Below are 14930 nucleotides of genomic sequence, written 5' to 3' on the forward strand. Positions count from 1 at the left end.
GATGCCAGAGGGCAGTTTGATGAATATGCACGCACAACCGCAGCGGACACCGGCCGAGACAGCGTTGATCGACGCGTTCGGCGACCGATTGTCGCTGCTGCCGGGCGACGGCGCGGTGATGCTGAAGCGCGACGACGCCATCGAGACGATCAAGCACGGTCTGCCGACGCGGCGCGTCGAATCCTGGCACTATACCGACCTGCGCCGGTTGCTGAATACCGTGCCGGACTTCGACCCGGCCGCCATGGCTAAAGCCATCGCACCGATCGTCGAAGGTTCCGCCGTGGTGTCGATCCTGAACGGCAAGTCCGACGCCAAGGTGCCTGTCCTTGAAGGCGTCACCTTCCAGCGCCTTTCGGAAAAGCTGATCGACGGCAGCATCGCACCGGGGCTCGATCCCTATGGCAGCGACGACGCCATCGGCGCGCTGAACACGGCTTTCGTTGCCGATGGTTATTTCATCGATATTGCCGATGGGACGAAGCTGGAAAAGCCGATCGAACTGCAGAACCTGCAGGCCGGCGGCCAGACCCATGTGCGCCTGCCCGTGCGCGTCGGCGCCAGCGCCAAGGCCGTCATCGTCGAACGGCAGACGGGTGATGGCGCTGCCTTGAGCAGCTCGGTAAGTCAGATCGTGCTCAACGAGGGCGCCGAGGTAACGTGGCTGGTCGTCCAGGAGCAGCCGGAAACGGCGACGCATCTGGCGCAGTTCAAGGCCCATATCGGCAAGAATGCCAAGCTGACCCTGTTCGTCATGAACGCCGGCGGCAAGCTCGTGCGCCAGGAGATCATGGTCAGGACGACTGGCGAAGGCGGCGATTTCAAATTGCGCGGCATCAACCTGCTGGCCGGCGACACCCATACCGACGTGACCATGGTGCTCGACCACGCCGTGCCACACACGACCTCGACGGAGATCATCCGCAACGTGGTGACGGGCAAGGCGCGCGGTGTGTTCCAGGGCCGCATCAACGTCCATCAATATGCGCAGAAGACCAACGCGAAGATGGCCTGCAACACGCTGCTGCTGTCGGACGATGGCGAGTTCTCGACCAAGCCCGAGCTTGAAATCTTCGCCGACGACGTGATTTGCGGCCATGGCGCGACGGTGACCGAGATCGACCGCAACCATCTGTTCTACCTGATGGCGCGTGGCGTCGACGAGAAAAGCGCGCAGGGGTTGCTCGTGAAGGCCTTCGTCGCGGAGGTGATCGAGGAACTGGACGACGAGACGATCGTCGAGGCGCTGGAAGCGCGGCTCGACGGCTGGTTCGTGGCGCACGGGTGACCTGATGAACGCTCCAGGCAAGATCGGAGATTTCTACGACGTCGAAGCGATCCGCCGCGATTTCCCGATCCTGTCGCGGGAAGTCTATGGCAAGCCGCTGGTCTATCTCGACAATGGCGCCTCGGCACAGAAGCCGCAGGCGGTGCTCGACGCCATCCAGCACGCCTATTCCCAGGAATATGCCAACGTCCATCGCGGCCTGCACTTCCTCTCCAATGCGGCGACCGACGCATATGAAAAGGCGCGGGAAACGGTGCGCCGTTTCCTCAACGCGCCGAGCACCGACAACATCGTCTTCACCTCGAACACGACGTCGGCCATCAATACCGTCGCCTATGGCTATGGCATGCCCAACATCGGCGAGGGCGACGAGATCGTGCTGTCGATCATGGAGCACCACTCTAACATCGTTCCCTGGCATTTCATCCGCGAGCGGCAGGGCGCGAAACTCGTCTGGGTGCCGGTCGACGATCTCGGCGTCTTCCACATCGAGGAATTCGAGAAGCGCCTGACCGACCGCACTAAGCTCGTTGCCATCACGCAGATGTCGAATGCGCTGGGCACGGTGACGCCGATCAAGGAGATCGTGCGCATTGCGCATTCGCGTGGAATTCCCGTCCTTGTAGACGGCAGCCAGAGCGCCGTGCATATGCCGATCGATGTGCAGGATCTCGACTGCGACTTCTTCGTCTTCACCGGCCACAAGGTCTACGGCCCCTCGGGCATCGGCGTGCTCTACGGCAAGAAGGACATCCTCGCTGGCATGCGGCCCTTCATGGGCGGCGGCGAGATGATCGAGGAGGTGACGGAAGACATCGTCACCTACAACGAGCCGCCCCACCGTTTCGAAGCCGGCACGCCGCCGATCGTCCAGGCGATCGGGCTGGGTGCTGCATTGGACTATATGGAATCGGTCGGCCGCGAGCGCATCGCCGCGCATGAGGAAGATCTCAAGAATTACGCGCATGAGCGGCTGCGCGCCATCAATTCGCTGCGCATCTTCGGCGATGCGCCTGGCAAGGGCGCCATCATCTCGTTCGAGCTGCAAGGCATTCATGCGCATGACGTGTCGATGGTGATCGACAGGCAGGGCGTTGCTGTCCGCGCGGGCACCCATTGCGCCCAGCCGCTGTTGAAACGCTTTGGCGTAACCTCCACATGCAGGGCATCGTTCGGCATGTATAATACCAGGGCCGAAGTCGACGCTTTGGCCGAGGCGCTCGAAAAAGCGCGCAAATTCTTCGGATGACGATTTTTTTGGGTGACGACCATGGATGACGCAAGCATCGCTGCCGAGACCACTCCGGAAACCGCGCCCAATGCGCTGGTTTCGGGATCGGCCATTCCACCCGACGAGCTGGCGCGGCTGACCGACGACATCGTCTCGGCGCTGAAGACGGTCTACGATCCGGAAATCCCGGCCGATATCTATGAACTCGGCCTGATCTACAAGATCGACATCGAGGACAATCGCTCGGTCAAGATCGACATGACCCTGACCGCTCCGGGCTGCCCTGTTGCCGGCGAAATGCCCGGCTGGGTGGAAAACGCCGTCGGCGCCGTCGAAGGCGTGTCCGGCGTCGAGGTCAACATGACCTTCGACCCGCCATGGTCGGCCGACCGCATGTCGGAAGAGGCGCAGGTGGCGGTGGGTTGGTACTAGCCCGACAGAGGCTGGTGCACTTGCGCCAGGGATAAAACTTCACCATTTTAGGTGAGGAATCATTCGGCAGGCCTTGAACCTGCATGGAATGGAAGGAAAAAGAATGGGACGCTTCGCCGTCATCACGATGACCGAAAAGGCCGCCGACCGGGTGCGCGAGATCGTCGCCACCCGCGACAACGCGCATGGCATCCGCCTCGGCATCAAGAAGGGCGGCTGCGCCGGGATGGAATATACGGTCGATCTGGTGACCGAACCCAACACCAAGGACGACCATATCGAGCGCGATGGCGCGCATGTCTATGTGGCGCCCGAGGCAGCGCTATTTCTGTTCGGCACCGAGATGGATTTCGAGCAGACGACGCTGCGCACCGGCTTCACATTCCGCAATCCGAATCAGAGTTCGGCCTGCGGTTGCGGCGAATCCGTCGAACTCAAGCCGGCCGACCTGAAGGCGCTGGCAGAAGCACGCGCCTCGGCCTGATTTTGCTTCGCCCCGTCTACGGGGTGAAGGACGCTAATCCACCCACATCCCCGTCCGCCTGTGCCAGTCGGCGATCGATTCCTCGGGATAGACGTCGAAGACCTTGTCATGCTTGCCAACCACCGGCTCCACCCAGCTCGCCTTGTATTTCAGCATCAGGTGCACCTTGCTTGGCGGAATGGGTAAATCGCTGTCGATCGCCGAGGCGAAGGGATGCACCAGTTCCGGCCATGTCGGGTCGTAGAGCCAAAGGGCCGCCCCGCATTTCTTGCAGAAATTGCGCTCGCCGGTCGAGATTTCGCAATGCGGATGCTCGTCGTCCTCGATCTCCGCCCGAAAGACGCCGAGGCTGCGCTTGCCCCTGATGTTCAGTGTTTCGTTGTCGGCACCGAGATTGATGGCAAACCCGCCGCCGCCCTGCTGCTTGCGGCAGATCGAGCAGTAGCACAGCATGAATGGCGCCGGCGTGTGGCTCTCCACCTCGAAACGCACGGCATTGCAGCGGCAGGACCCTTTGAGCAGGACGGGCATGGCGGGAAACTCCGATCGACCTCACACAACCTGTCAGCATGATTTTGGTTGCGGCGATGACAAGGCCAAACGCCGGTGACATGATCGCGGCATGGACAATGAACGCATCGCCGAACTGTTCGAGGGCCTCGGCCCGGTCAGCATCCGAAAACTGTTCGGCGGCAAGGGAATCTATTTCGACGGTGTCATCGTCGCCATCGTGCTGCGCGGTGAGTTGATGCTGAAGGCCGACGAGCAAAGCGCGCCCGAGTTCGAGGCCGCCGGCTGCGCGCAATGGACCTATACCGGCTCGCGCCACGGCAAGCTGGTCGCCATGCCCTACTGGAGCGTTCCAGACAGCGCTTTCGATGATCCCGACGAGATGACGATCTGGGCACGGCTCGCCTATGAGGCGGGGCGGCGGGCGGGGAAGTGACGCGCAATATTTGGGAACGTCGGCGGGCCAGCACCCCCCTCTGGCCTGCCGGCCATCTCCCCCGCAAGGAGGGAGATGGGCAGTTTCAGCGTCTGCCTGCTTTTTTCAATGTTGAAGATTGGCGGAGGTTTGATGACATCCGATCTCCCCCTTGCGGGGGAGATGTCCGGCAGGACAGAGGGGGGTGCTGTCCCGCCGACGTTGGCCTACAGCGCCTTGGCAATCCTCGCCGCCAGCCGCGCATTGTTTTCCACCAGCGCGATGTTGGTCTTCAGGCTCCTGCCGCCGGTCAGTTCGAGGATCTTTCCCAGCAGGAACGGTGTCACCGCCTTGCCGGTGACATGTTGTGCCTCGGCGGCCTTCTGCGCGGCGTCGATATAGCCCGCCATCTCCTCAGCCGGGATTTCATGGTTTTCCGGCACCGGATTGGCGATCAGCATGCCGCCGGCGAGCCCCAGCGCTGCCCTCGTCTGGTAGAAATGCGCGATCTCTTCCGGCTCGTGCAAGGTCAGCGGCGCGCGGAATGGCGAATGCCTGGACCAGAAGGCCGGCATCGTCTCGCAGCCAAGGCCGATCACCGGCACGCCGCGCGTCTCCAGCACCTCCAGCGTCTTTTCGATGTCGAGGATTGCCTTGGCGCCGGCCGAGACGACGATGACCGGGGTGCGCGCCAGCTCGTCGAGATCGGCGGAAATGTCGAAACTCTTTTCGGCGCCCTTGTGCACGCCGCCGATGCCGCCGGTGGCGAACACTTTTATGCCGACCATATGCGCCGCGATCATGGTGGCGGCGACCGTGGTGCCACCGGTGCGCCCTTGCGCCACGGCGAAACCGAGATCGGCGCGCGACAGCTTCATGGCGTCGCCCGTCATCGCCAGCGATTCGCGCTCGCCATCCGAAAGCCCGATCTTGATGCGGCCGCCAACCACGGCGATCGTCGCCGGCACGGCGCCGCCATCGGCGATGATCTTTTCGACATCGGCCGCCATGGCGCCATTGTCGGGGTACGGCATGCCATGGGTGATGATGGTGCTTTCCAGCGCCACCACCGGCCGGCCGACCGCCAGGGCCTGCGCCACCGGCGCGTGGATATCGATGAAGGGGCCGGCGGTCTCAGGGGTCATCAGGGTCTCCAATCCGGAATGCCGCGCGTCCGTCGGGACACCAGGCAACATCGCGGCACTATGAATTCGCCGGTCTCATGCCACTTCCCTGGCATCCGGCACAAGAGCCAATGCCTCAGTGAAATCAGCCGCGGTGAACTCCGGAACGGCGTTGGCGCTTTCGATGGCAAGCGTCGCCCCGGCAATGCCTTCGCGCAGTGCTGACCGCAGGGGCAGTCCGCGCAGCAAAGCAGCGACCGTTGCGCCCGCCAGGGCATCGCCGGCCCCGGTGACGTCAGCGACCTTTCTTGGCGGCGGCGGCAGGATCGAGAAGGCGCCGGCTTCATCGAAGCCCAGCATGGGCTCGCTGCCCGCCGTCACCACGCCGCTGACGAGGCCGCTGCATCGCAACCCGTCGACGACCTCGCGCTCCGTGGCGTTCGCGGCGACGCCGGCCAGCACCATGGCCTCGCGCCGGTTCATGAAGACCAGCGAGAGCTCCTTCAGCACCGGTATCAGCCGCGTTACCTTGGCAGGCGAAATTGCAATGGCGAAGACTGGCTTGCCGGCGGTGAGCGAAACCAGCCGCTCCAGTGCCGTCGTCGGCAGGTTGGCGTCGCAGAAAACGGCATCGGCGGCAGCGATCACCTCCCGCACCTTGGAGCGCCTGATCTGCTTGGGAAACGCCAAATCATAGAGCGCCATGTCGGCAAAGCCGACGATCAGCTCGCCTTCGCTGTCGATCAGTGCCGTGTAGCTCGGCGTTGTGCGGTCGAGGAAGACCGCCGACAGGTCGGTAATGCCTGCCTCGGCAATGGCCCGCGAAACGGTGTCGGCAGCGGCATCGCCGCCGCGAACCGACATGAGCGACGCGGAGACGCCGCGCCGCACTGCACTGCGCAAAGCGTTGAAGACCCCGCCGCCGACATCCTCACGCATCGTGCCGGGATTGGAGGCAGCCGGCACGTAAGCGCCGGACACCTGGCCGCGCCGGTCGATATGGGCGCCGCCTACGGCCAGTATGTTCGCGGATTTCAGCATGCCGGCGATATGACCTTTGTTATTCCAGCCGCACAAGCGCTAGGCTGTGCGACGGAGCTTCGCATGCAAGGCGGCGATTCGGCAGATCGAAACAACCGAGCCGTCTGGCCCAACGTGTGGTGCATCCCTGATCGAATCCTTGGACAAAAAAAGAACAAATCCGGATATCGTTTGTTTTTCAGATATTTGACCCCTCTTGCCAAATGAGAACAAAAAAGGTACAAATAGGCAGGGATTACGGATTGTCCGGCCTTCATTGACGACCAAGGGGTGATGTATCATGGCTCAGAATTCTTTGCGGCTGGTAGAGGACAAGGCAGTGGACAAATCAAAGGCTCTGGATGCGGCGCTGTCGCAGATCGAGCGGGCTTTCGGCAAGGGCTCGATCATGCGGCTCGGGGCCAACGATCAGGTCGTCGAGATTGAAACGGTGCCGACCGGCTCGCTTGGCCTCGACATCGCGCTTGGTGTCGGTGGCTTGCCGCGCGGTCGCATCATCGAGATCTACGGGCCGGAAAGCTCGGGCAAGACGACGCTGGCGCTGCACACGGTGGCGGAAGCCCAGAAGAAGGGCGGCATCTGCGCCTTCGTCGATGCCGAGCATGCGCTCGATCCGGTCTATGCCCGCAAGCTTGGCGTCGATCTCGAAAACCTCCTGATCTCGCAGCCGGACACCGGTGAGCAGGCGCTGGAAATCTGCGACACGCTGGTGCGCTCCGGCGCCATCGACGTGCTGGTGGTCGATTCGGTCGCGGCGCTGACGCCACGCGCCGAAATTGAAGGCGAGATGGGCGATTCGCTGCCCGGCCTGCAGGCCCGCTTGATGAGCCAGGCGCTGCGCAAGCTGACCGCTTCGATCTCGCGCTCCAACACCATGGTCATCTTCATCAACCAGATCCGCATGAAGATCGGCGTTATGTTCGGCTCGCCTGAAACCACCACCGGCGGCAATGCGCTGAAATTCTACGCTTCGGTGCGTCTTGACATCCGCCGCATCGGCTCGATCAAGGACCGCGACGAGGTTGTCGGCAACCAGACCCGCGTCAAGGTGGTCAAGAACAAGCTGGCGCCGCCCTTCAAGGTGGTCGAATTCGACATCATGTTTGGTGAGGGCGTCTCCAAAACCGGCGAACTGGTCGATCTCGGGGTCAAGGCCGGTATTGTCGAGAAGTCTGGCGCCTGGTTTTCTTATAATTCGCAGCGTCTCGGCCAGGGCCGCGAAAATGCCAAGCTGTTCCTGCGTGACAATCCCGACACGGCACGCGAGATCGAGTTGTCGATCAGGCAGAATGCCGGGCTGATCGCCGAGAAATTTCTCGAGAATGGCGGCCCTGAGCGCGGCGAAGACGACGGTTTCGAGGAAGAATCCGGCGCCATGTAACAGCTTCGTGCGCGATGCCGGCCGGAGTTCGGCCATAATCGCGTTCTATTTTCTCAGGCTTATGTAATTGAGTTCCGCGTTATTGCGTTTCGAAACCGCCGGCCCAGTGCCGGCGGTTTTGCGTTTTGGCGGCGAAAACAGGCCGGTTCGAATGGCCGGCAAAGGCCGTGGATTGGACCAATTCCGTGTTTCTGGACAGGGTGAGGCGCGGCGGCTAAAAGGCCAAGTCCTAATCTTCTAAAAACGCAGAGCCCATTTCCGCCGGTTTGCCGGCGGCTCTTCCGAAAAGGCAGCATTCATGAGTGGCGTGAACGAGATCCGGTCGACATTTCTCGACTACTTCCGCAAGGAGGGTCACGAGATCGTCGCGTCGAGCCCGCTGGTGCCGCGCAACGATCCGACACTGATGTTCACCAACGCCGGCATGGTGCAGTTCAAGAATGTCTTCACCGGTTTGGAGAAGCGGCCCTATTCGCGCGCGTCGACCGCCCAGAAGAGCGTGCGCGCCGGCGGCAAGCACAACGATCTCGACAATGTCGGCTACACGGCACGCCATCTGACCTTCTTCGAGATGCTCGGCAATTTCTCCTTCGGCGACTATTTCAAGGAGCGCGCCATCGAGCTTGCCTGGAACCTGATCACCAGGGAGTTCGGGCTGAACAAGGACAAGCTGCTGGTCACCGTCTATCACACGGACGACGAGGCGGCCGGTTTCTGGAAGAAGATCGCCGGGTTTTCCGACGACCGCATCATTCGCATCGCGACATCGGACAATTTCTGGGCGATGGGCGATACCGGACCCTGCGGGCCGTGCTCGGAGATCTTCGTCGACCGCGGCGAGCACATCTGGGGTGGTCCTCCCGGCAGCCCGGAGGAAGATGGCGACCGTTTCCTGGAATTCTGGAACCTGGTGTTCATGCAGTATGAACAGGTGACGAAGGAGGAGCGGATCGACCTGCCGCGCCCCTCGATCGACACCGGCATGGGCCTGGAGCGCATGGCGTCCATCCTGCAAGGGGTGGAAAGCGTCTTCGAGACCGATCTGTTCCGCCACCTGATCGACGCCGCCTCGTCCGCGATCGGGCATGGTCCCGACAAGGAGACTGTCGCGTCCTACCGGGTCATTGCCGATCATCTGCGCTCGTCCTCCTTCCTGGTCGCCGATGGCGTGCTGCCTTCGAACGAAGGCCGTGGCTATGTCCTGCGCCGCATCATGCGCCGCGCCATGCGTCATGCGCAGTTGCTCGGTGCCAACGAACCGCTGATGTGGAAGCTGGTGCCGGCGCTGGTGCGCGAAATGGGTCAGGCCTATCCGGAACTGCTGCGCGGCGAACAGTTGATCACCGAGACGCTGAAGCTCGAGGAGACCAGGTTTCGCAAGACGCTGGTGCGCGGCCTCGGCCTGCTTTCGGAGGCGACCGAAACGCTTCATGCCGGCGACATGCTGGATGGCGAGACGGCCTTCAAGCTCTACGACACCTATGGCTTCCCACTCGATCTGACGCAGGACGCGCTGCGCCAGCGCAGCATCTCTGTCGATCTTGCCGGCTTCACCAATGCGATGGAGCAGCAGAAGGCCGAGGCGCGCAAGCACTGGGCCGGCTCCGGCGACGCGGCCACCGAGACCATCTGGTTCTCCGTGCGCGAGAAGGCCGGCGCCACCGAGTTCCTCGGATATGAGACTGAAGCTGCCGAAGGCATCATCCAGGCGCTGGTCAGGGACGGCAAGACCGTCGACAGCGCCGGCAAGGGCGACGCGGTGGCGATCGTCGTCAACCAGACGCCGTTCTATGCCGAGTCCGGCGGCCAGATGGGCGACACCGGTGTCATCTCCGGCGAGGGGTTCTCGATCGAGGTTTCGGATACGCAGAAGAAGGCCGACGGGCTGTTCGTGCATGTCGGCAGGGTTGCCAGCGGCACGGTCAAGACCGGTGCCGCCGTCGAACTGAAGGTCGACCATGCCAGACGCTCGAGGCTGCGCGCCAACCATTCCGCGACGCATCTGATCCATGAGGCGCTGCGCGAGGTGCTGGGCAGCCATGTCGCGCAGAAGGGCTCGCTGGTCGCGCCCGAGCGCCTGCGCTTCGACATCTCGCACAACAAACCCATTTCATCGGAGGACCTCGAAGAGGTCGAGCGCATGGCCAACGAGATCGTCGTGCAGAACGGCCCGGTGTCCACGCGCCTGATGTCGGTCGACGATGCCATTGCCGAAGGCGCCATGGCGCTGTTTGGCGAGAAGTATGGTGACGAAGTGCGCGTCGTTTCGATGGGCACGGGCGTGCATGGCACCAAGGCCAACAGACCCTATTCGGTCGAGCTCTGCGGCGGCACGCATGTCAGGGCGACCGGCGACATCGGTCTGGTGCGTGTCGTGTCGGATAGCGCGGTCGCCGCCGGCGTGCGCCGCATCGAGGCGCTGACCGGCGAAGCCGCGCGCAAACATCTCGACGAGCAGGACCGGCGTTTGAAGGCGACGGCGGCCGTGCTCAAGATTTCGCCGGCCGATGTGCCGGCCCGCGTCGAGACACTGCTCGAAGAGCGCAAGAAGCTCGAGAAGGAATTGACCGAGGCGCGCAAAAAGCTGGCGCTGGGCGGGGGATCGTCAGCCGATGCTCCAGCCGCCAATGAGACGGTCGCCGGTGTCGGCTTTCTCGGCAAGACGGTCTCCGGTGTCTCGCCTAGGGATTTGAAGCCGCTGGCCGATGCCGGCAAGAGCTCGCTCGGCTCCGGCGTCGTCGTCTTCGTCGGCGCCGGCGAAGACAACAAGGCAACCGTCGTGGTGGCCGTCACCGACGACCTCATCGGCCGCTTCAGCGCCGTCGACCTTGTCCGCGTGGCCTCCGCCGCATTGGGCGGGCAGGGCGGCGGCGGGCGGCCCGACATGGCCCAGGCCGGTGGCCCCGACGCTTCCAAGGCCGATGATGCGATTGCAGCGGTGAGGGCGGCACTCGAAGCGGCGTAGGCAAGTGGGTTGAATTAGAGCAACGGTTGGAGGGCCAACGCCCCCCTCTGTCCTGCCGGACATCTCCCCCACTTGGGGGAGATCGGACGTCGCATCGGCTTTCGCCAATCTACCACCTGGAAATAAAACCGCGCCGGAATAGGCGCCTTAGCGGACGCTGCCAATCTCCCCACTCGTGGGGGAGATGACCGGCAGGACAGAGGGGGCGCTGTCCCGCAGGCCTCTCAATACTTATCGCGGGCTTGTTCAGTCCGCACGAAGCTCGGCCGAGCCGCAATGCGCGCATACCAGTTCTGGATATCCGCGAACCGTGCCAACAGGCCTTGCCCTTCGGCGACATTGAGGAAATAGGCGATGATGGGTGCCGCGTGCAGGTCGGCCAGCGTGAGCTGGTCGCCGAGCAGCCACGGTCCGGGAGCCTTGAGTGAGGTAAGCACCCCGAGCACCGTTTCGGCCTGGCGCAGCCCGCTGGCGATCAGCGCCTCGTCGGGGGCCTCTTTCTCCAGCCGCTCAACGGCAACATCCCAGACCATCGCGCGATAGCCATAGGCGTCGAGCATGCCGATGATCTGGCCCATCCTGGCGCGGCCGCGCGCGTCGGCAGGCTGCAGCGTCGGCCCGTCGAACGCCTCGTCGACATATCTGGCAATCGCGCTCGTCTCGAAGAGCCGAAACCCGTCATGCTCGAAGGCCGGGATGCGGTCGAACGGATGATGCTCGAAATACCAGGCGGGAACGCCCTCGGCGGCAAAGACATCGACCGGCACAAACTCGTAGTCGATGCCTTTTTCCGCGAGTACGAGGCGGACGATGCGCACATAGACGCTGTACTCCGCCCCGTAGACGATGGGCTTGCCCATCTTGCTTACTTGTCAGGCCATCGCCTTCTGCAGGTTCTCGTCGATCTTGTCGAGGAAACCGGTGGTCGACAGCCAGGGCTGGTCGGGGCCGATCAAGAGCGACAGGTCCTTGGTCATGAAGCCGGACTCGACCGTCTGGATGCAGATTTTTTCCAGCGTTTCGGAGAAACGCTTCAGGTCGGCATTGTCGTCGAGCTTGGCGCGGTGCGCGAGGCCGCGCGTCCAGGCGAAGATCGAGGCGATCGAATTGGTCGAGGTTTCCTCGCCCTTCTGATGCTGGCGATAATGGCGGGTGACGGTGCCATGCGCGGCTTCGGCTTCCACGGTCTTGCCGTCCGGTGTCATCAGCACCGATGTCATCAGGCCGAGCGAGCCGAAACCCTGCGCAACCGTGTCGGACTGCACGTCGCCGTCATAGTTCTTGCAGGCCCAGACATAGCCGCCCGACCATTTCAGGGCGGAGGCCACCATGTCGTCGATCAGGCGGTGCTCGTACCACAGCTTCTTCGACTTGAACTCGGCCTCGAATTCAGCCTCGTAGACCTCCTGGAAGATGTCCTTGAAGCGGCCGTCATAGGCCTTGAGGATAGTGTTCTTGGTCGACAGATAGACCGGATAGTTGCGCAGCAGGCCGTAGTTCAGCGAGGCGCGGGCAAACTCGCGGATCGAGTCGTCGAGATTGTACATGGCCATGGCGACACCGGCGCCGGGCGCGTCGTACACATCGTGCTCGATCACCTGTCCGTCCTCACCGACGAACTTGATGGTCAGCTTGCCCTTGCCGGGAAAGCGGAAATCGGTGGCACGGTACTGGTCGCCGAAGGCATGACGGCCGACGATGATCGGCTTGGTCCAGCCGGGCACCAGGCGCGGCACGTTCTTCATGATGATCGGCTCGCGGAAGATGGTGCCGCCGAGGATGTTGCGGATGGTGCCGTTCGGCGACTTCCACATCTTCTTCAGCTTGAACTCCTCGACGCGCTGTTCGTCGGGCGTGATCGTCGCGCATTTCACGCCGACGCCGTGTTTCTTGATGGCGTTGGCCGAATCGATGGTCACCTGGTCGTTGGTGGCGTCGCGGTGCTCGATGCCGAGGTCGTAATATTCAAGCTTGAGGTCGAGATAAGGGTGGATCAGCTTGTCCTTGATGAACTGCCAGATGATGCGGGTCATCTCGTCGCCGTCGAGTTCGACGACCGGGTTCGCCACCTTGATCTTCGCCATGAAAGAATGCCTCGTTGCTGGGATATGGGACGGCCTTGCCCGCGTGGCGTTGGGCCGGGAGATGTCGCCCGTATATCAAAGCGCTTTTGGCCACGCAAACGGCGATCGGTCACGAATTGGAGGCCAGAGCCGTCGTCATTTGCGAATGCTTCATTTTCACGGCCGAATGTGGCAGGGACGCTGAAATGCCGCAAACAGCAGTTCATTGACAATCATGCCCGTCACTAAAGATCCCGATAGCATTGCAGTCGCCGGCCCGGCGATCATCCTCGTCGAGCCGCAGCTTGGCGAGAACATCGGCATGGTCGCGCGCGCCATGGCCAATTTCGGTCTGTCGGAGCTGCGCCTGGTCAACCCGCGTGATGGTTGGCCGAGCGAGAAGGCGCGCGCGGCGGCCAGCCGCGCCGATCATGTCATCGACGCCGTGAGAGTGTTCGACGATCTGGCCTCGGCGCTCGCCGACCTGAACTTTGTCTTCGCAACCACGGCCAGGCAGCGCGACGGCTTCAAATCCGTGCGCGGGCCGGTGGAGGCGGGCAGAATGCTTCGGACACATCATGCAATGGGACAACGCACTGGCATCCTGTTCGGACGCGAACGCTTCGGCCTCTACAATGACGAGGTCGGCCTTGCCGACGAGATCGTCACTTTCCCGGTCGATCCCGATTTCTCTTCGCTCAACATCGCCCAGGCCGCGCTGCTGATGTCCTACGAATGGATGAAGTCCGGCCTGGAAGACGAGACCAAGACCAATTTTTCCGGCCCGGACATGAAGCCGGCAAGCAAGGAAGAATTGCACGGCCTGTTTGCGTATCTGGAAGGCGCATTGGAAGCGCGCGGCTATTTCCGGCCGGCACCGAAGAAGCCGAAAATGGTCGACAATCTGCGCGCGGTGCTCACACGCCCCGGCTTTGCCGAACCGGAGCTCAAGGTGCTGCGCGGCATCATCTCGTCGCTCGACAGGTTTTCTCCGGCGATGCCGCGCGGCGACGGGTCCCCTGGCGACGATCCGCGGCGCTTGCCCGCTGCGGCCGCGCGTGCCCGCAAGGCGGAGGCGGCGCGCCTTGCCGACACCGGCAAGGACGATGACATACCGCCGCTTGGCGGAAAAGGAACCGACAATGACTGAGCGGCCGATCCTGATGTTCGATTCGGGCATCGGCGGGCTTACCGTGCTGCGCGAGGCACGCGTGCTGATGCCCGACCGCCGCTTCATCTATGTCGCCGACGACGCTGCGTTTCCCTACGGCGCTTGGGAAGAGCCGGCGCTGAGGGCGCATATCCTCGAATTGTTCGGCAAACTGCTTGAGCGGTTTGCGCCGGCCATTTCCGTCATCGCCTGCAACACCGCCTCGACGTTGGTGATCGATGCGTTGCGCGATAGATTTCCCGAGCATCCTTTCGTCGGCATGGTGCCTGCGATCAAGCCGGCGGCGGAACGCACGCGCTCAGGGCTGGTTTCGGTGCTGGCGACGCCCGGCACCGTCAAGCGCCAATACACGCGCGACCTGATCAGCAAATGGGCGCAGAAATGCCATGTCCGCCTGGTCGGCAGCGACAGGCTGGCGGGACTGGCTGAGATCTACATGCGTGAGGGCTTCGTCGATGAAGAAGCCGTGCGCACCGAGATTACGCCGTGCTTCGTCGAACATGATGCGCTGCGTACGGATATCGTCGTGCTCGCCTGCACACACTACCCCTTTCTGGCCAATCGCATGCGCAAGACGGCTCCCTGGCCGGTCGATTGGCTCGACCCCGCTGAAGCGATCGCGCGCCGGGCGCTGTCGCTTCTCGCCGACATCGATCCGAGCGGTCGTGGCGAGATGCTGCCTGAAGGCTCCGACCTTGCCGTCTTCACATCGAAAAGAGCCGATTTCCCGACCCGTCGCCTGATACAGGGCTTCGGGCTGGCGATGTCGTGATTGCGAAGCGGAACATCACGGCAGTCGTTGCGTTTTTCTCCAGATTCTAACGG

Annotated in this window: 14 protein-coding genes; 9 read left to right on the top strand and 5 right to left on the bottom strand. The window is 62.8% G+C overall.

Annotated features, from left to right (window positions below):
- Positions 1-19 precede the first annotated feature (19 nt).
- The 4 genes from sufD (at position 20) to sufA (ending at position 3435) form a co-directional block, all read left to right on the top strand.
- Positions 20-1288: a Fe-S cluster assembly protein SufD gene (gene sufD, locus NKH52_RS08470; RefSeq protein ID WP_352729482.1), complete on the top strand. Its 1269-nt coding sequence runs from the start codon at positions 20-22 to the stop codon at positions 1286-1288.
- Positions 1289-1292: 4 nt separating this feature from the next.
- Positions 1293-2537 (top strand): cysteine desulfurase, encoded by a 1245-nt coding sequence (locus tag NKH52_RS08475; RefSeq protein WP_352729484.1) that lies wholly within the window; start codon positions 1293-1295, stop codon positions 2535-2537.
- Positions 2538-2558: 21 nt separating this feature from the next.
- Positions 2559-2951: an SUF system Fe-S cluster assembly protein gene (locus tag NKH52_RS08480; protein WP_352729486.1), complete on the top strand. Its 393-nt coding sequence runs from the start codon at positions 2559-2561 to the stop codon at positions 2949-2951.
- 103 nt (positions 2952-3054) lie between these two features.
- Positions 3055-3435 (top strand): Fe-S cluster assembly scaffold SufA, encoded by a 381-nt coding sequence (sufA, locus tag NKH52_RS08485; protein WP_023810316.1) that lies wholly within the window; start codon positions 3055-3057, stop codon positions 3433-3435.
- A 33-nt stretch (positions 3436-3468) separates the two neighbouring features.
- Here sufA and NKH52_RS08490 read toward each other — a convergent pair whose 3' ends face one another.
- Entirely contained in the window at positions 3469-3966 is a 498-nt protein-coding gene (locus NKH52_RS08490; RefSeq protein WP_352729488.1) for a GFA family protein, read from the bottom strand.
- 91 nt (positions 3967-4057) lie between these two features.
- Here NKH52_RS08490 and NKH52_RS08495 point away from each other — a divergent pair, with 91 nt between their 5' ends.
- On the top strand, positions 4058-4381 hold the full coding sequence (locus tag NKH52_RS08495) for a TfoX/Sxy family protein (RefSeq protein ID WP_352729489.1): 324 nt from the start codon (positions 4058-4060) through the stop codon (positions 4379-4381).
- Positions 4382-4587: 206 nt separating this feature from the next.
- Here NKH52_RS08495 and NKH52_RS08500 read toward each other — a convergent pair whose 3' ends face one another.
- Together NKH52_RS08500 and NKH52_RS08505 are read right to left on the bottom strand one after the other, a co-directional pair.
- Positions 4588-5505: a pseudouridine-5'-phosphate glycosidase gene (locus NKH52_RS08500; protein WP_352729491.1), complete on the bottom strand. Its 918-nt coding sequence runs from the start codon at positions 5503-5505 to the stop codon at positions 4588-4590.
- A 75-nt stretch (positions 5506-5580) separates the two neighbouring features.
- Entirely contained in the window at positions 5581-6525 is a 945-nt protein-coding gene (locus tag NKH52_RS08505; RefSeq protein ID WP_352729493.1) for a carbohydrate kinase family protein, read from the bottom strand.
- Positions 6526-6805: 280 nt separating this feature from the next.
- Here NKH52_RS08505 and recA point away from each other — a divergent pair, with 280 nt between their 5' ends.
- Together recA and alaS are read left to right on the top strand one after the other, a co-directional pair.
- Positions 6806-7906, top strand: a complete 1101-nt coding sequence (gene recA / locus NKH52_RS08510; RefSeq protein WP_023810321.1) for a recombinase RecA — start codon at positions 6806-6808, stop codon at positions 7904-7906.
- Between the two features lie 298 nt (positions 7907-8204).
- Entirely contained in the window at positions 8205-10871 is a 2667-nt protein-coding gene (gene alaS / locus NKH52_RS08515) for an alanine--tRNA ligase (RefSeq protein WP_352966788.1), read from the top strand.
- A 224-nt stretch (positions 10872-11095) separates the two neighbouring features.
- Here the strand turns inward: alaS and NKH52_RS08520 are convergent, their stop codons facing one another.
- Both NKH52_RS08520 and NKH52_RS08525 read right to left on the bottom strand, forming a co-directional pair.
- The gene (locus NKH52_RS08520) at positions 11096-11731 is read right to left on the bottom strand and encodes a glutathione S-transferase family protein (protein ID WP_352729497.1); all 636 of its coding nucleotides are present in this window, start codon (positions 11729-11731) and stop codon (positions 11096-11098) included.
- Positions 11732-11743: 12 nt separating this feature from the next.
- Positions 11744-12955 (bottom strand): NADP-dependent isocitrate dehydrogenase, encoded by a 1212-nt coding sequence (locus tag NKH52_RS08525; RefSeq protein WP_352729498.1) that lies wholly within the window; start codon positions 12953-12955, stop codon positions 11744-11746.
- 214 nt (positions 12956-13169) lie between these two features.
- Here NKH52_RS08525 and NKH52_RS08530 point away from each other — a divergent pair, with 214 nt between their 5' ends.
- The gene (locus tag NKH52_RS08530) at positions 13170-14084 is read left to right on the top strand and encodes an RNA methyltransferase (protein WP_352729500.1); all 915 of its coding nucleotides are present in this window, start codon (positions 13170-13172) and stop codon (positions 14082-14084) included.
- Entirely contained in the window at positions 14077-14877 is an 801-nt protein-coding gene (murI, locus tag NKH52_RS08535) for a glutamate racemase (protein WP_352729502.1), read from the top strand. The genes NKH52_RS08530 and murI overlap by 8 nt, the downstream gene beginning before the upstream one ends.
- The last annotated feature ends 53 nt before the right edge of the window (positions 14878-14930 follow it).

It is taken from the genome of Mesorhizobium sp. M1066, assembly GCF_040318635.1.
Taxonomy (GTDB): domain Bacteria; phylum Pseudomonadota; class Alphaproteobacteria; order Rhizobiales; family Rhizobiaceae; genus Mesorhizobium.